Source organism: Paenibacillus sp. IHBB 3054, assembly GCF_051594305.1.
GTDB lineage: Bacteria > Bacillota > Bacilli > Paenibacillales > Paenibacillaceae > Paenibacillus_AQ.
In genome coordinates, this window is the sequence record NZ_JBOFBG010000054.1 from 22694 (window position 1) to 37707 (window position 15014).

At 46.0% G+C, this 15014-nt stretch carries 33 protein-coding genes; 2 read left to right on the forward strand and 31 right to left on the reverse strand.

The genetic code is table 11. From position 1 onward, the window contains the following. Positions 1-347 precede the first annotated feature (347 nt). The 31 genes from ACQ76X_RS33085 to ACQ76X_RS33235 form a co-directional block, all read right to left on the reverse strand. The gene (locus ACQ76X_RS33085) at positions 348-644 is read right to left on the reverse strand and encodes a hypothetical protein (protein WP_438498029.1); all 297 of its coding nucleotides are present in this window, start codon (positions 642-644) and stop codon (positions 348-350) included. Between the two features lie 128 nt (positions 645-772). Further along, positions 773-1402, reverse strand: coding sequence for a sigma factor-like helix-turn-helix DNA-binding protein (locus tag ACQ76X_RS33090; protein ID WP_438498030.1), 630 nt, complete (start codon positions 1400-1402; stop codon positions 773-775). Then, complete coding sequence (locus ACQ76X_RS33095) at positions 1350-1559, reverse strand: hypothetical protein (protein ID WP_438498032.1); 210 nt, start codon at positions 1557-1559, stop codon at positions 1350-1352. The genes ACQ76X_RS33090 and ACQ76X_RS33095 overlap by 53 nt, the downstream gene beginning before the upstream one ends. 546 nt (positions 1560-2105) lie before the next feature. After that, positions 2106-2306 carry a hypothetical protein gene (locus ACQ76X_RS33100; RefSeq protein WP_438498033.1) on the reverse strand — a complete coding sequence of 67 codons (201 nt, stop codon included), beginning with the start codon at positions 2304-2306 and terminating at the stop codon, positions 2106-2108. Next, positions 2303-2623 (reverse strand): hypothetical protein, encoded by a 321-nt coding sequence (locus ACQ76X_RS33105; RefSeq protein ID WP_438498035.1) that lies wholly within the window; start codon positions 2621-2623, stop codon positions 2303-2305. Before ACQ76X_RS33105 ends, ACQ76X_RS33100 begins: the two co-directional genes overlap by 4 nt. 69 nt (positions 2624-2692) lie before the next feature. Next, positions 2693-3073, reverse strand: a complete 381-nt coding sequence (locus tag ACQ76X_RS33110) for a hypothetical protein (protein WP_438498037.1) — start codon at positions 3071-3073, stop codon at positions 2693-2695. Positions 3074-3088: 15 nt separating this feature from the next. Further along, positions 3089-3280, reverse strand: coding sequence for a hypothetical protein (locus tag ACQ76X_RS33115; RefSeq protein WP_438498038.1), 192 nt, complete (start codon positions 3278-3280; stop codon positions 3089-3091). A gap of 167 nt (positions 3281-3447) precedes the next feature. Beyond that, positions 3448-3807: a BC1872 family protein gene (locus ACQ76X_RS33120; RefSeq protein WP_438498040.1), complete on the reverse strand. Its 360-nt coding sequence runs from the start codon at positions 3805-3807 to the stop codon at positions 3448-3450. Continuing rightward, positions 3804-4019 carry a hypothetical protein gene (locus ACQ76X_RS33125; protein ID WP_438498041.1) on the reverse strand — a complete coding sequence of 72 codons (216 nt, stop codon included), beginning with the start codon at positions 4017-4019 and terminating at the stop codon, positions 3804-3806. The genes ACQ76X_RS33120 and ACQ76X_RS33125 overlap by 4 nt, the downstream gene beginning before the upstream one ends. A gap of 3 nt (positions 4020-4022) precedes the next feature. After that, positions 4023-4268 (reverse strand): hypothetical protein, encoded by a 246-nt coding sequence (locus ACQ76X_RS33130; RefSeq protein WP_438498042.1) that lies wholly within the window; start codon positions 4266-4268, stop codon positions 4023-4025. Continuing rightward, complete coding sequence (locus ACQ76X_RS33135; protein ID WP_438498044.1) at positions 4265-4441, reverse strand: hypothetical protein; 177 nt, start codon at positions 4439-4441, stop codon at positions 4265-4267. Before ACQ76X_RS33135 ends, ACQ76X_RS33130 begins: the two co-directional genes overlap by 4 nt. Then, positions 4428-4940, reverse strand: a complete 513-nt coding sequence (locus tag ACQ76X_RS33140) for a hypothetical protein (protein ID WP_438498045.1) — start codon at positions 4938-4940, stop codon at positions 4428-4430. Before ACQ76X_RS33140 ends, ACQ76X_RS33135 begins: the two co-directional genes overlap by 14 nt. Further along, on the reverse strand, positions 4937-5278 hold the full coding sequence (locus tag ACQ76X_RS33145; protein WP_438498047.1) for a hypothetical protein: 342 nt from the start codon (positions 5276-5278) through the stop codon (positions 4937-4939). The genes ACQ76X_RS33140 and ACQ76X_RS33145 overlap by 4 nt, the downstream gene beginning before the upstream one ends. Before the next feature lie 77 nt (positions 5279-5355). After that, positions 5356-5646 carry a hypothetical protein gene (locus ACQ76X_RS33150; RefSeq protein WP_438498048.1) on the reverse strand — a complete coding sequence of 97 codons (291 nt, stop codon included), beginning with the start codon at positions 5644-5646 and terminating at the stop codon, positions 5356-5358. A 216-nt stretch (positions 5647-5862) separates the two neighbouring features. Beyond that, positions 5863-6030, reverse strand: a complete 168-nt coding sequence (locus tag ACQ76X_RS33155) for a hypothetical protein (RefSeq protein WP_438498049.1) — start codon at positions 6028-6030, stop codon at positions 5863-5865. Positions 6031-6059: 29 nt separating this feature from the next. Continuing rightward, on the reverse strand, positions 6060-6299 hold the full coding sequence (locus ACQ76X_RS33160; RefSeq protein ID WP_438498050.1) for a hypothetical protein: 240 nt from the start codon (positions 6297-6299) through the stop codon (positions 6060-6062). Next, entirely contained in the window at positions 6296-6613 is a 318-nt protein-coding gene (locus tag ACQ76X_RS33165; RefSeq protein ID WP_438498051.1) for a hypothetical protein, read from the reverse strand. The genes ACQ76X_RS33160 and ACQ76X_RS33165 overlap by 4 nt, the downstream gene beginning before the upstream one ends. 3 nt (positions 6614-6616) lie before the next feature. Next, positions 6617-6970 carry a hypothetical protein gene (locus ACQ76X_RS33170; RefSeq protein ID WP_438498052.1) on the reverse strand — a complete coding sequence of 118 codons (354 nt, stop codon included), beginning with the start codon at positions 6968-6970 and terminating at the stop codon, positions 6617-6619. Continuing rightward, on the reverse strand, positions 6967-7371 hold the full coding sequence (locus ACQ76X_RS33175) for a hypothetical protein (RefSeq protein WP_438498053.1): 405 nt from the start codon (positions 7369-7371) through the stop codon (positions 6967-6969). The genes ACQ76X_RS33170 and ACQ76X_RS33175 overlap by 4 nt, the downstream gene beginning before the upstream one ends. Next, positions 7364-7807: an ASCH domain-containing protein gene (locus ACQ76X_RS33180; RefSeq protein ID WP_438498054.1), complete on the reverse strand. Its 444-nt coding sequence runs from the start codon at positions 7805-7807 to the stop codon at positions 7364-7366. The genes ACQ76X_RS33175 and ACQ76X_RS33180 overlap by 8 nt, the downstream gene beginning before the upstream one ends. Then, entirely contained in the window at positions 7804-8466 is a 663-nt protein-coding gene (locus ACQ76X_RS33185) for a hypothetical protein (RefSeq protein ID WP_438498055.1), read from the reverse strand. The genes ACQ76X_RS33180 and ACQ76X_RS33185 overlap by 4 nt, the downstream gene beginning before the upstream one ends. After that, positions 8466-8855, reverse strand: a complete 390-nt coding sequence (locus tag ACQ76X_RS33190) for a hypothetical protein (protein WP_438498056.1) — start codon at positions 8853-8855, stop codon at positions 8466-8468. Before ACQ76X_RS33190 ends, ACQ76X_RS33185 begins: the two co-directional genes overlap by 1 nt. A gap of 29 nt (positions 8856-8884) precedes the next feature. Further along, positions 8885-9187 (reverse strand): hypothetical protein, encoded by a 303-nt coding sequence (locus ACQ76X_RS33195; protein WP_438498058.1) that lies wholly within the window; start codon positions 9185-9187, stop codon positions 8885-8887. 207 nt (positions 9188-9394) lie between these two features. Beyond that, positions 9395-10330 carry a DnaD domain-containing protein gene (locus ACQ76X_RS33200; protein ID WP_438498059.1) on the reverse strand — a complete coding sequence of 312 codons (936 nt, stop codon included), beginning with the start codon at positions 10328-10330 and terminating at the stop codon, positions 9395-9397. Then, positions 10323-10709, reverse strand: a complete 387-nt coding sequence (locus ACQ76X_RS33205; RefSeq protein ID WP_438498060.1) for a hypothetical protein — start codon at positions 10707-10709, stop codon at positions 10323-10325. The genes ACQ76X_RS33200 and ACQ76X_RS33205 overlap by 8 nt, the downstream gene beginning before the upstream one ends. Continuing rightward, positions 10702-10869, reverse strand: coding sequence for a hypothetical protein (locus ACQ76X_RS33210; protein WP_438498061.1), 168 nt, complete (start codon positions 10867-10869; stop codon positions 10702-10704). The genes ACQ76X_RS33205 and ACQ76X_RS33210 overlap by 8 nt, the downstream gene beginning before the upstream one ends. Before the next feature lie 101 nt (positions 10870-10970). Further along, a complete protein-coding gene (locus tag ACQ76X_RS33215; protein ID WP_438498062.1) occupies positions 10971-11150 on the reverse strand; it encodes a hypothetical protein in 180 nt (59 codons plus the stop codon). Continuing rightward, entirely contained in the window at positions 11147-11926 is a 780-nt protein-coding gene (locus ACQ76X_RS33220; RefSeq protein WP_438498064.1) for a phage antirepressor KilAC domain-containing protein, read from the reverse strand. The genes ACQ76X_RS33215 and ACQ76X_RS33220 overlap by 4 nt, the downstream gene beginning before the upstream one ends. A gap of 72 nt (positions 11927-11998) precedes the next feature. After that, entirely contained in the window at positions 11999-12199 is a 201-nt protein-coding gene (locus ACQ76X_RS33225) for a hypothetical protein (protein WP_438498065.1), read from the reverse strand. A 233-nt stretch (positions 12200-12432) separates the two neighbouring features. Further along, positions 12433-12636: a helix-turn-helix domain-containing protein gene (locus ACQ76X_RS33230; RefSeq protein ID WP_438498066.1), complete on the reverse strand. Its 204-nt coding sequence runs from the start codon at positions 12634-12636 to the stop codon at positions 12433-12435. A 20-nt stretch (positions 12637-12656) separates the two neighbouring features. Continuing rightward, on the reverse strand, positions 12657-12890 hold the full coding sequence (locus ACQ76X_RS33235) for a helix-turn-helix transcriptional regulator (RefSeq protein WP_438498068.1): 234 nt from the start codon (positions 12888-12890) through the stop codon (positions 12657-12659). 149 nt (positions 12891-13039) lie between these two features. On the opposite strand from ACQ76X_RS33235, the gene ACQ76X_RS33240 reads away from it, so the two are divergent. Next, positions 13040-13696, forward strand: a complete 657-nt coding sequence (locus ACQ76X_RS33240) for a LexA family protein (RefSeq protein WP_438498069.1) — start codon at positions 13040-13042, stop codon at positions 13694-13696. Positions 13697-13729: 33 nt separating this feature from the next. Beyond that, positions 13730-14959 carry a tyrosine-type recombinase/integrase gene (locus tag ACQ76X_RS33245; RefSeq protein ID WP_438498070.1) on the forward strand — a complete coding sequence of 410 codons (1230 nt, stop codon included), beginning with the start codon at positions 13730-13732 and terminating at the stop codon, positions 14957-14959. Positions 14960-15014 lie beyond the last annotated feature (55 nt).

A 15014-nucleotide genomic window follows, 5' to 3' on the forward strand; every position in this document is an offset into this window, starting at 1 on the left:
AGAAAATAAAATTTAAAAATATTTTAAGGGGGGGACTGGACCAGATTTCCCCCAGGGTCAAACATCAGGCCGGGCTCGATCAACAGTTCAGCGCTGCCATGATGCTCTTGGTTGTGGCAATCCTGACATACATACTCAAGCTTTTCATGGTTCAGGCTTATACGCGGATCGTTAATGTTCTCGGGAGTCAAGTAAACAGTATGATGGACTATCTTACCAGGCTTACCGCAACGCTCACACAATCCGAAGACCTTGGATATATAAGATAAACGACATGTCTTCCATGCCTTCGAAGCATAGAACTTCTTTGCCCATGGCTTCATGAGTCAGCGGCTTGGCATGTTCGATTAAACATCTCCTTCATCCTCTCCGCTTATTGGTTCTCCATCAAAGAAGATCATTTCTCCCTTGAAGGGCTCAGGCTTAGCGATCGACATATGTGGACCAAACTCCTGCATAAGTCCCCATATTTGAAAACTGGTGTATCCTTCAGGATCTGCCCTCGATACATAAGGTCCGATATCCTTAACCCCGCGTTCAAGATAATGCAGGTTCAACTCTTCGTGTCGATTTCTCAATATCTGCTCGCCATACTCGGTCAGCTTGACTTTTACACCGTCATTGAAGTTCATACGGAAGTCCATTGATCTCAACCTTTCCGTTGGTCTACAGCTAAAAAGAGCCGCTTTTCAGCGACTCCCACCCGTCACAAACCTATTAATAATAGTTTATTTATAGCTTATACCTATAGGTGGCGTCCGTAAGACAAGAATTACATACATAGTAGGAATAGGTTATTTGCTTTGTTGTAATCTATCTTTTGATCTGCCCGCCGCAGCATTACCTGTACCGACCCCTTCTTGATATCCATTTCATTTGCGATGCTTTGCAAAGACATCCCAATCGCATGATGCAGCACGTAGCATTGCCGCTCCCGCTCCGATAGATTCCGCAGGGCATCCTCGATCTTCCATTCCTCTTCCATGGTAAGTGGCCGGCCTACCTCTGCGGGCTCGAACTCAAATTCATATGCCGTCAGGTACTCCATCCATTGAGGATCCCATACCTTTGTCCGTTGTGATATACTGCGACGCTCCATGGGCCTGCGGTAGCCTGGAGGATATCCAGTCTGCATCCATTCGATACTGTACTCCAAATCGCTTACGCTGGCTGCTATGGCGTTCTTCTCCAGCTTGATAGGCTGCATCTGCTGCCGTATGGTGTCCCGCTCCTGCTTGTCTCCTGCGGCTGCCAGCTTCTCCTTGAGTGGTTCAAGCTGTTTCTCTAAAATGGCTATCTTCTTGTTGAGATTTGACTTAGTGTCCTCGTAGCTTGTGAGCAGGCTGGTGTCAGTCATATCTGCTACCGCGTCGGCGATTGCCGTTTTCGTCAAGCTGGACATCGCTAAGCACCGTAGCGGAATTTCCGGGAACATAGATTCCGTTATATTCTCCGAATGTGATGCGGTATCCGTCCCGCTCCCGATTCGCTCTGAATGAAGCTCCAGAGACAATACTTCCAAATGGTGAAATCAGATTTTGAGTTGTCTTGATGATCATGAGTTATTATGCCTCCTTGTAGTATGATTAAATGATAGACAGGCGGCCCCCGCTCCGCTGGGTAATTCGGTCGGTCTCGAAGGCCTCCGGCCATAAATAAATCAGTTTGGCGCTTTATACACGCTATCAACGCCAATTGCGAACATCTTAATATTGGTTGATATAAACCACCTCATAGATGGCGTCTTGTACCGGACCCAGCCGTTCCCGAAGGCGAGTATTTCGGCTATTTCTGTAGATTTATGGATTGTAAAGTGTCGGGATCCAGCTTCTAACGCTGCTTTAACCTCATGCACTCTCATTCTAATTCCATATTTTCAGAACAATGATTGCTAGAATACCCGCAACACATATAGCCGCCATGTTTTGACTACCTGATTTATTCCGATCTGCTTCGCTTATAGATCCAAGCAAAGAGATTCCAACTACGATTGAAAAAAATATGACCATTTTTATGCCTCACCTTCTGTATTGTGAAAGAATAGCAACGCCACTAATAATGCAGCTTGTCCGACAGCAAGCCCGGCGATGAATATCAGCAGCCCGTTACTCATCTAAATAATCCTCAACAGTGTATGCTGCAATTTGGCTCGGGACGATACTCACCTTTTTGTATCCTTTTATCCCAATGAATTCGTATCCGATAAACTCAAGAGATTCATCATCATAAACAAACCCCCATTTTCCGCAAACCACCTCAATTACTGCGCCTGATTTAAGAAAACATCTTACTTTATCCAATTTCATCTTGTATCCTCCCCTGGTAGGTTGATATGGGCGTAGTGAGTGACCTCTGAATGCCCCATTCCCATATCTCCATTTGAAAACCATTCGTCATCTAGCCATATACCAACTTCAACGCTGTGACCGCTGGATATTAAATACTCTGCTCCACCAATTTCAGCACTCGGCGGATTAGCCGGGTCATACTTTATCCAATTGATCATAGGTTTAGATTCAGCAGCCAGCAGCAACATTGCTATGTCCAGTGCTTCCCGCAGCATCGTATAACGCTCATGTGGATAGTTGCATTTGATTGCGTGGATTGCTTCTTCATTTGTCATAGGTTTGTTGTTCCTTTCTTTATGGGGAGCCAGATTATGTAAACCTTATCCGGCCCCCGCTGCGCTGGGTTATTCGGTCGCGTCTCGGAGCCCTTCGGCCAAATACTCATTTTCCCGCTCTTCTACCGTCCGTTTGATATGGACATAGACTTCAGCCTCGCATTCAGGGCAATAAAATTCCTGCATGTTGTTGACCATATCCGAACTGTCGCCCATTTCCTTGCTGATATTTTTGCCGCACCGCGGGCAGAAGTTGATGTGTCCGTATTTCCAACCATTCAACGTTCCGATCGGCTGCAGAATATGATTGTTGTATTGCCCCGTTGGACTAAGCACATGCTTGATCGCTTCCTCCCGGGCTTCTTCAGCCGTCAATTCCTTGCTGGTTTCGGCAGTCACAGTTAGTTCATTGGTTTGTGCGATGATTCGATATAATTGCTTTTGGCTCATATCCTCTTCTCCCCCTTATACCTCTACCAAGTCATCAACATCAATTTCATCCACATCAGCGTTACGGCAAACTTCTATCCAATCAATAGCATCATCCAATACTTCGTTTTGCTTTCTTTCGGATAAACTATCAAATTCTTCTTCTGTCATATCCAGTTCAACATCATAATTAACTATCAATTTTGCTTTACCAGTTACTCTTATCATCGTGTATCCTCTCCCTTTGGGGTAAATTAGCGTAACAACCAAATTCCTTAATTTCCGGTAATTTAACAACCAAGCAGTTGTCTCTGCCCCCTTATAAGTTAAGTACCAGACCTGTGTCGGACTCCGCTACGCTGAGTAGTGCGGTCGAATCGGAGGCCTGACGGCCGTTATAAGCCAAGTACAGCAAGCAGAGCCGTCTTGCATATCGCTTCTGGCGCTGTGTCCGCCTGTTCATTCCACTGGGTGCCGTGGTAATCAAGAGCGCAATCCCATTTCTGGTAGAATCCTACGTTTATCTCCATGCCCATTTCGATTGTTTTATTCAGAACTGTCCATGCAGCAGAAATGTTTGTTGAATAGCACGGGAGAACGTATTCATGACCAGTCTTTTCGTCTTTTACGTATTTCCCTATCCACGGAACATTTTTGACTGGTTGATTAAAGATCACTTCTGAAATCCATTCATCACGAGTCCATGACGGTGATCTATCCCATTTCTTCTCTATCTCTTCCCTTGTGAGTGTCATTGGTTATCTCCTTCCTCAAACAAGCCTCTGGCCCATTCTGAGAACTTCCGTCTTTCCGCCCATGCCTTCTTTCCCTCGCTGCCGTCTTTCTTTATGCCGGTCCAATGGACGTATTGAGTGCCGCTGCTCCGCGTCTCGATCAGATTCACTCTGCGCTGCACTTCTCTTTTTCCTTCATATCCCCAGTAGGTGTTTCCTTGTTTTACAATCATGATCTATTCGCCCTCCTTGGGTGCTGGGGTATCAATGGACTGCAGCCACTTCTTTTCCAGATTCCACTTCCACTCGTCGGCAAAGTTGTTGACTCTCTGGATTACATATCTGACCGAATTGATTGTTCGCACTGTCGCTCCTTGGTGAAAGTCCCTATTAACGTTCTCTACGATGACTTTTAACGGCACTTGTTCGTCATAGTCGTTCTCTATGGATTCTACTTCGAGATAGGTGTATTTGGTCTTCATTTGGCATCCTCCTTGTCTGATGCTGGAATGTCGTTCTTTGGCGTAATGCTCTGTGCTGCTATTTCAAGTAACCGTTTGACCAAAACTCCTTTGGTCAATTCAGTCTTATTTTCCTCTGATCGGAAATGAAATTGTGGTTTGTAACCTGTGAAGAATGGTTCACGTTTCGTCATTGCCTACCTCCTGTGCTGGGGTATCTGGGTATAGGGTGGATAAAAGTTCCTTTATCATCACTCCTATCCATTCATCCCTGGTTTCATCGTCAATTTTCTCTAGCAGCTTTTTCAGCCGTTGTTCCCGGGCCTCTGACTCCCTCAGCGCCGTCCGTAACTCTAATATCTCTTGGGCTTGGTGGCCGACCTTGTTATAGGCTTTGTCTCGCCATATCTCTGCATCGTCTGCACGGGCTTTCTCGGCTGTGTAGTGTGTCAAAGTCGCCTCATAGGATTGTTGGTATATCTTGGCTTCTTGGAGCCAGTAGGGAAGGGCTTCGCGACATTCAGCAGCAAACGCAGCCTCTTCTTCTCGCTCGAACTCTGCTATTGGACGGCATCCTTCTTCAGTCAATCTGTCGTACTCTTCCAGTCGGTTGCCGTTGTTGTACCATTGATCGCCTTCCTGTGCCTTGCACATATCCATATCCTTTTGCCAGTCCCTCGGTGTTTGTGTCATTGGGCTTCCTCCCACATTTTGGCTTGTGCTTCCTCAGCATCTTTAATGATTTTGTTGTATGCCACTTTGTCCTCTTCAGATCCCTTGATAAGTTCGCAGTCCGAAAAATATTCAAAATTATTGCCGAACAAATGGTAGATGCTATCCGGCTCTTCACTTCCCTCTTCAAGCATTCCGGCGCATTGCTGTAAACCACCACCAAAATCGTCATCATACTCAAACCACTGAGGAGTCATCATGATTATTTTTCCTTTAAGATGTTCGGAGTTGTGATCCTTGCACCATTGTTCTCCGAACTTGACACTGTCTCCGGGTTCAAACTTAATATTTTGATCCATGCTTATATCCTCCCTTAGTGGGAGAGGAGGGCTGCTATACCCGCCTCTGTCCCTTAATAGTTGGTATCTTCAGTGCATTACCACTCTGTCGAACAAACAATAAACGGTTCGCCTTCCCAGTGCTTCTCCAGGATTTCTTGAATAGAAATTAATTCATCGTCTTCTTCGCTGTTGCGCACCTTAGACTCAGGAGAAATAATCTCTACATCATCGTCAGCGTACAATTCATCATCTTTTACTCCCGTAAGCTCTGTATAGAAGGATTTCGCTTCTTCAACAGAGTAAGCGGCCACCGCATCACACTCGCAAATTTGGTACACATACACATCCTGGAGTCCCTTTTCCTCGGCAACCTTTAATTCTTCCATTTTTATCATCCCTTCGATTTTTCAATGTACTATGTGCGGGGAGAGGAGGGCTGTATACCCTCTCTGTCCCTGTATGCGTTGCGCTAATCAAACCAGTTGAGGTCGTCTGTAATCACTACAACTCCAAAAGCGACTATTAAGATGATGATTATGACGATCGTCCAAAACGTACCCATCGAATCACATCCTTACTTCCTGGCATCGTCGAAATGCGCACTAAGATATTTGCCGCACTCCCTCAAAGACATCACATTCTTTTTGCGCTGCACGTTTACTGCCGAATTTCAAAGCTTGGCTGAGGTCAGTTGTATACTCCTCAGAAAGTGAATTGATTACTTTTTTCAGATATTCGCCTTGTAGATTAACGATAACCCATTGCTCCATTGAACCCTCCACCTATCGTATAGTTTGCTTCAATTCTGCGGCGCTGAAGTTCCTGCGTTACCAACGATCGTCCAGACGCTATCCGGATAGACATCCAGCCAATCCCCGAGACCGATGATTGTATTCTGAACTGCAAGGCCACTTACACCTGCTTTATTCTCCGCATGGACAACCAAAGCCATTTCTCCAGTCTCTTCATCCTTCAAAACGTCATATTCCTTAATAAGATTTCCTGCCGTGTCGTGTCTTGCTTCAACTTTTCTGGTCATTCTGTAACTCCTCCTTCATTGGGAAGCTCAACTTTACCGTTCTCGTCATACACATCAAACATCTCATTTGTGGAACTGAGCGTGGACTGTCTCAGCTCAAGGATTCGTTTAAGAGTCTTGCATGTGTACACTTTCATTCCCTGATGCCGCCCATCAAGCCCTGTGAATGAACCACGATAGAAGCGTGCAAAATCACTATGCTTGTAGACCGCGCGGTCATCGCTCATATATGGCCTCTCTGGTATCACTGTTCCGTCAGTCTTGCGTATCTCCGGCAGCGTCTTCGCCTCCGGCTCCTTGCGTAAGTAGTACATATGCTATTTCGCCTCCCGTAGCGTGATATATGCCGCCTCTGCCCTCTGACGGGGAGTGGAGTTATTAATTTTCGCCGCAGTCATGAAGTCAAGCAGTCGATTTGAAAATTCTCTTTCGTATACTGTCTCTCCGAACATGACAGTAAGAAGATTTTGTATATATCCGCCGGCATCAATTCTTGTAGCCTTTTCCTGTACCTCTAGAGAGGCAGCAGGGTCGGTGCAGAAGTCCTTGGGCATTGTAACTGCGGTACCTTTAATCACCCTTCCGGGGTATCGTTTATCCTCGGTGTACCCCATCAATACCGCCAGCGCCCGGTTAAGCTCAGGGGTGGTCATTGTCTGTACCTGTGTCATGGCTGTGTCTCCCCCATGGCAGCACGGGCCAGATCCGGCTTGCCGAGCTCATACCATCCGAGTGCTGCGCTTTGCCGGGCTATGGTCTGTTGTGCCTCTGCCAGCTGCCGTCTGATGTCTGCCGCGGCCTTTTCCTGTTTGAGATACTGCCGATCAGCATTATCAAAAGCCTTTTCCCATTTGTCTCCCCGAGCACGCTCTGCCTCCAGTGTGGGTTGTATATTAACCAGTTGTTGTTGTGCCTCTTCTAGAGCAGCCAACAACTCCAAAAGTTCAATATTCGTTATGTTGGCTGAGCAATTTCCGTATATTGTTTCGGATTCTTCTTGTGCATCACGTTTGATCCCTTCTTGCCGTTCTGGTGTCATGCCGGGTAAGGAAACTTTTCCTGCCTCACTCATAGCTGCTGCCTCCTTCCCAGTTCCAGAGACTGAGTTGACCCTTTGCCGGGACCGGCTCCGGGAGTTGCTTTACATCCCTCAAATCCCAGGCGTAACGGCCAGGGGTGAAATCGCCGAAATCATATTCTGGGGAATACACTCGCTCTCCGTTTTCGAGGATGTATCCATCCGTCCATGTCTCTGCGGACCGAATGCAGTCTTTGAGAATGGTTGTAGCTATTACAGAGCCAGTAGGCAGCATGCTTATGCTTAAAATTCCGTTCCTGACTAATGCCGCTTTGATTTCAGGTTCGAGGCAGGCGTCACGGTCCACCTGCTTGCCAGCATGGATCGCCAGTTCACCACGGTATTTTGTCTGCCAGCCGCGGGTCTCAAAACGTTTCTCGCCGAGCGCTATCAGCGTTGCCCAGGGCTGTTTTATGGTTATAGCCTTCATGCCTTTGCCGCCTCCCCTTCAATAACTCCGTCCCCCTTAAGCTTAGATATCAGGATCACGTAAGAGTCATAATGCTCTGTGATGATCTCCCTGGCCTTTCTGACAGCCTCTTTATACCGTTCATGGCTGTACACTTTGGTTCCGGTAGCAACGTCTGAAACGGTCCAGAAGTCGAAAAACTTACCTTCCGTTAGGTGGATTAAAAAATCATGATTGCCGATAGTGAACACTTTCTCGCCGATTACTGGTTGTAACTCCCCGTTCATCATTCGTATTTTGAATTCCTCAGGTTGTTTCAGCTTCCGAGCTGGCTGCCGCGGCTTCTCCTTGCGCTTTCTCGGCTTTCTTGGTGTGGATCGCTTCAGAGAGGCGGCAATTTGGTTGAAGTCATCCGCAGCAATACCCGTCATTTCAATGAGTTTCTGCTCGACATCCTTGAAGTGCCGTCTGTGTTCGGTTACGAGGTCCAGCTTTGGATTGCTATCCAGTTGCTCATACCACCAAGGGCGGAAGACGTTGTGATATTGGTTATCTGCAAACAGTTGGACACTTTCAACCAATCTCTGAGCGTGGAAACGTGAAACTGTCTTTCCTTGATGGACATTCTGAGCAACGATCCTGAACCATTTCTTCTGGTTCCGTCTTTTGTGTTTGCGCATTATATCCCTCCTTTGTTGTTAGAGGATGAAATGAAGGGTCGGCCCTCGCCTGCCGGCTGGGCAATGCGGTCTTCTCGATGGCCTGCGGCCGGAGCGGGACCGTTCTTCTCGCGTAACACAGCAGCGGCGACAACCGTTTTGATTTGCTCTCCTTCAAAAGTCTCAATGCTGTATGAAGCTCTTTCGTCCGGCTCTCCGCAGTTATACCAAGCAGATATGGAAAACGAGAACTCCGGCCGATCGTCCAGGTATTTCGCAACAATATTCCATGCTTGCTGAACATCTTGAGGTAATGACTCCAAATGATCATCCCCTTCGCTTATGGTTAATTGCTCCGCTCCCCATCCGCAGCAGGGGCAACGGTAGACATTCGATTTGATTTCTTGCATATCAGCTGCGCACTCCAAGCACACCAGAATCATGTTTCCCGCTCCGCTTCAGCCAGCTCGCCGAGCGTCAACCGGTTCCTATCGATTTGCTCAGGGCTCCGGGCATACAGCGGAGCGTAACTGTGAGGCGGGAAAGCCTTTGAAACATGTAGGTAAGCTGCTGGTTGCTCGCCTGCCGCAACATGCGCCCCCAGTTCAGCGCAGCGGAAGCGGGGCAGGAATATCCATCCCTCAGGCCGTGCTGGGCGCCATCCGGGGCCACCGGTGATATAGATTGGTTTCCCGCAAGCTGATGCTTCGGAGCGGGTCAGCCATCCGTTCTGATCAACCATAGGCCATAAGCTCCCGCTTGAGTATCGGCCAGAGCGGAGTCATGTGACGGATCCGGATGTAACGGCACCGCTCATACTCCTGGAGTTTGCCTTTGTAATATTCGATTTGTTCCTGAAAGATAATATCCCGGCAGTGTTGACACACCGGAACGGTCGTCCATGTGGTTGTGGCGTCTAATCTACAGGAAGGCACTGAGCACATCGTTCTCAATGGTTCGGTCCCTCCCCTCTATCCCGTTTCTCTTGTCGTTTTTTCTCTTCCGCTTCCTTTTTGGCCCTCAGCTCCACCATCAGTCTTTCATGCTCCGCAATTTCCTCCGGAGTAGGCGGCGTGAGATTGTTTTTCGTAATCTCAATATGCTGCTTGCCACTGTGACCACCACGGTTGCCTCTGTTACCTGTTTGCTCAGGTGGTTTGTCCTTGGTCCAAGGTTCGTCAATGCCATCAGCCTTCCAGCGCTTGAGAATGCCCTGCACATAGCCTAAATTCCGTTTTCCAGCCAATACAGCCTTTTTCATCGCTTCACAGAGCCAACGTGCGCTATAATCCTTGATGAAATCATTTATTTGATCTTTGATCACATCACTGATGGTGCCGAATCCTTCATTTTCGAACATCCTAAAAGCATCGGGAACCGATGGAAGAGGACCACCACCAAAAAGGTATTCATCTTCTGCGGAATCGGGCGAAGCCTCGATGACTGGTTCAGTTCCGTTCTGTTCTTGTTCTGTTCCCTTCTCTTCAGTTCCCTTCAGTTCAGTTCTGTTCAGTTCAGAGGGAATTTCTTGGACATTCCCGGAACTTCCCGGAAAGTCAGGGAATTTAGAGCGTGTTCGCTTATGCAATCCCTGTTGATGCTTCTCAAATTGCTGAATCTGGATGACTCTTTCGCCGTCAACTTCATACCACAGAATCAGCCCTTGAACGTCTAGAACCAGCAGGGAGTCGCGTATATCCTTAATGGACTTGTCCAACATCGGCACAACCAAAGCCTTGATCTTGCCCGGAGAACCCGCCAGGCGTCCGAAATCGTCCGCATGAGGGATCATCCAGGTGTAAAGCAGCATATCGAATATATCAGGCAGTTCGTTGACCTTTTCCGATATTGAAATCACCTTCGAGAGCATTCTTTTTTCAGCCATCGGCAACGCCTTCCTTGTTGTTATGGGAATTTCCCGGAACTTCCGGGAAAGCCCGGGAATACAATTCCTCTCTCTTGTTAATTGCCCACTGTTTCCCGCCTGCAGTGTAATCCACGTAATGGTGGCATGTACCACTGTTGACGCTGGGACCGCAGAGCATGGCAACATCATTGACGGTAGTTTTACCCTCGATCTGCCAGCGGCGCACCAGGTGGGCGCATTGCAGACCTTCCGTGCTTCCACACTGTTCACAGCGACCGCCGGATCTCTCCAGCGCCGCTGCATATACTTCCTTACTGATTGCTCCACGCTGCTTCGCAGTGGGATTATTTCGCTTATGCTTGGGCTTCGGAACAGGATCAAACCCAAAGCTAACCACGGCGTCCGCCACCGAACATGTGCTGATTAAGACATGAATAATTGCAGCAAAGCGTATTTCCATAACGCACGACCGATTGCCCGGACAAGATCACCCGGCGGCAGTATTGGTCCGCACAGGTACCGACGATGACAAATTTCTCCTTATCTGCTGTTTTCATTGCTTTTTCCTCCGATCACTGATAAACTGTCCGTAATATGTTTTTTTAAGCTACAGTCCACGGCTCCTAACCCGTTGGGCTGTTTTTCGTTTATCCACAGATTATCCACACTGCAAGGCGACTTCTCCCGGACTGCTCCAGATCGCAAGCAGTTCATCGCGGTATTCTCGGAACATCCTAATTGCATGCTGCTCATTAGTTTCATCTCCCCGCATTCTCGCGTCTTTGCTGGCTTCAAGCCAACAACGCATTTGATAACGGCACTCCTTGGCGTCTTTCATGACCATCCCTCGCCTTTGAATTTATTGATAAAATAAATCTGCCCCTTGCCGGTGACTTTGGTTGTCCGGGTAATACGGCTGCTGCCGTCTAGGTTGTTAATGGTTCTGCTGCGGATCTCGAAGAGTTCCAAATCCATAGCTCGCTGAGTCGGCATGTTGTAGTAATCACCCTTCGTACCAAGAAATCCGCGACTGCGAAGCACTTTGAACAGCCGGTTCTGGCCGATATCAATGCCATTCTGCTTCAGCAACTTTGCTAGCTCGCCGATCAGGATGGTTGTGGAAGATACCTCGACCGATTCGGCATACAGCACCTTCGGTTTGTCCTTTTCGACCTTCACTTCAAGCGCCCGACGGGCCGCCCGTTCCTCTTTCAGTTTGGTTGCTGCCTCAATGAGCAGATCTGGATTATCCAGAAGCTCGTCTGCAGCATACATGCCTGTCTTCCGGATTGATGGGAGCACTTCTTCGAAAATCCAGCGTTCAAATCGCTCGGCCTTGGCTTTGATGGCCTGACTGCGGGATTGGTCAGCAGCTTTGACGATCAAACGGTATACATCTCCTTCCGGCACGACCTTCGCTTCCTGTTCGCCACCGGATGTAAGGACACGGTAACTTACCGCCCCCTTGCAGTGAGCAGATACAGCTTCATAGGGTCTGACATAATCAAGAGATTTCGCTACGTCATTACCAACAAAGTGAGTTTTTCCCGCAAGATCAATGGTACGAACCTCCCCGAACTCAGGGTGATTAAAAATAGTCGGTTGATTGTTCATGGTGTCTCCCCCTTTCGCCGTGTATCGTCCGTAATTCGGACGAAGGATTTCAAAGCGACGAATATCGTCGAATTAGAGCGAAGTAATATAGCGAACCTCGATGTCATTGATGAATGATTGCATTTGCTTGTCTCCAGCGTAGTGCCGGCGGTACATGGCGATGATTTGCTGCAGTAGCTCCCTCGGAGCTCCAGCATCTAGGCAGGATTGAAGCGTTACCCGAATTGCATACTGTTCTGCTGCTTGGTCAATTACTTGTTGTTCGTCGTGCACATTATCCCCTCTCCCTTTTCGAGCCGCTTTCTTCTGTTTCGCAATCGTGAATACATCGTTTTTCGTCTCACCCAACGAACGTCAGCAGGTTCTTTTGACCACGGTCCTTTGAAAACAACAATTGATCCGGTTTTAAGCGCCATGTTCTCTATTGCCTTCTTACTTGCCATCCCTGCTTTCATCCTCCGATTTGCATAAATTTTAGATGATTGGTTATGATGGGTCATAGAGGGCTACACCTCAGAACCGTAGCTCGCCCTCTCCTTTTCAGCAATCCACTCCATTAAAGCAGCTTTCCTAATTCGACGTACTTTACGCAACTTTATGCTTGGAATGTCTCCTGATTGACACCATGCATATACGGTGCTGCGTGCAACATTGAGATAATCTGCAACTTCATCCGGTGTGCAAATTTCTGGTAAGTTTACACTCTCCAAGATAATCCCCCTCTTTGTTGCTAAACAGCAACATTATTAACAAAAAATTTTGGAAAAACGTCAACCAAAGTCATATTAAATTTCTGGGCTATTTTCACCGCTTCTTCAAGAGTGATGTCTCTATCCCCCCTTTCTGATCTGAGGTACGTTTCTTTATTTACCTCAAGCAAATCAGCCATCTCTTGAGCGGAAAACTTCTTCACAACTCTTCTGATGTATGCTAATTCGGCGTATCTCGTCTGTTTGGATTCCATGACTTCACCTCCTAGCGTACCTCAATCCTAATACAAACGTTGCTGTTTTGCAACAACAATAATTCGTTTATTATTTAAGTGGCTATTCAGCAACAAAATTGTTGCGAAAAACACCTTATTGTTGTATATTAATTTCAGGAGGTATCAAAATGGACATTTTTAGCATAGTTTTCTCGGAATTAGCAGAAAAAAGTGGATACACGGATGCAGAATTGGCGAGACGATTAAAAGTGAATCGTTCAACTATTGGACGTTGGAAAAGTGGCGAACTTTCGCCCAAGCTTCCAGTTTTAAAAACAATCGCGGAATTATTCCAAGTAAATCCCTTAATTTTCGTTGATGATAAATATAAAAAATCTTCTTTACCAGAAGGCGCTATTCCGGTTAAGGCTACATCTATTTCAGTTCCCCTTTACGGATCAATTGCAGCTGGCATGCCTCTTGAAGCAATCCCGGTAGAAGAATACATAGAAATTCCTGAGGATGTAGGGAGCTGGTATCCAGATGCATTTCTTCTTCGTGTAAATGGAGATAGTATGAATAAAGTCGTTCCTAATGGGGCATACGCGCTTATTGATCCATACAATGGTGAAGACGTCGGGAATGGTGACGTTGTGGCTGTACAGGTAAATGGATATGAAGCAACGCTTAAGCGATTCTTCAAACTACATAATACTGTTGTCCTGGAGCCAGACAGTTACAATCCAGACCACGTTGCCCAAAATTTCACTTCACCTGAATTGGACAGTCTTAGAATTATGGGAAAAATGGTATGGTACATGTCTCCTCCAAACGCTAAATTTTAAATGATTAATTTTTGAAAGGAGGTGAAATAGAGAATGCCAAGAAAACCAAAAAAACCACCAGAAGATATCAAGTACCCCGGGGTACGTGAAAGAGGCGGTGTGTTCCGTTTTCGCTATGACATTATTAATCCAGAAACGGGTAAGCGAAAGCAAAAAGAATCTGATCCATTCGCTACAGCTCTGGAAGCTTTTACTGCAGGGATTAAAATTAAGGAAGAGCTTCAAAACAAAACTTTTGTTGAAAAGAAACTCATTACTTTTGACGATTGTTGTACTGATTTTTTAAAGTCATTCAGTGCCAAAAATAAGAAAGGCGGAACAGTCACTGCAAGAACTAGATATCTTAAACGCGCTCGTATCCATTTTAAATTCATAAAAATTCAAGACATTACAAAGAAACAATATCAAGAATTTTTAAATTCACTGAAATTCGTCATAAAAAAGGACGGAACAATTGGGTTAAAAGAAAACTACATCAAGAGTATTCAAGTTTCATGTAAGCTGGTTTTCAATTATGCAATGGAAAACGGAATTATAAAATTAAATCCAAGTGTAGGTATTGAAATACCTAGCTACCCTAAAACTGTTGAAGAATTAGAAAATGAAATTGAAATACCTAACTACATGGAGAAAGAGGAGCTAGTCCATTTTTTAAGAATAATCCAAGAACACGGTACCGAACAGGAATATCATTTCTTTTATGTACTTGCATACACCGGACTGCGAATTGGTGAGCTCTGCCCATTAAAATGGAGGGATCTAGACAAAGTTAAAAAACATCTCTCTATTACAAAAACTCTTGTAGAAGGCACAAAAACAACAGATATAGTCATAGAAACCCCAAAGACAAAATCCTCTATTCGAAAAATCAGCATAACTACGAATGTCATTTCTAAATTTGATGCTCAAGCATCTTGGCAAAGACAATACAAAATGTCAACCAGAATTAAATATTTTGAAAAAAGTGAATTTGTTTTTATTAATACTCGGACATTTCCAGGTTACCAAATAACGGCTGGACGAATGCGCAGTAGAATGAAGGATTTTCTTAAACTCGCTGGATTGTCCGAAGATCTATCTCCTCATTCTTTAAGACATACACATGTTTCATTGTTGGCAGAAGCCCGAATAGCGCTTGAAGTAATACAAGAGCGGCTAGGTCATAAAAATGACGAAATAACCAAAGCTATTTACTTACATGTAACCAAAAAACTAAAAACAGAGGCTCCAGAAAAGTTTGAGGAACTGCTTAATGGATTATAATGTGGGAAAGATGTGGGAAGAAGATAGGATTTTCCTTGATTTATCAACGCTTTAC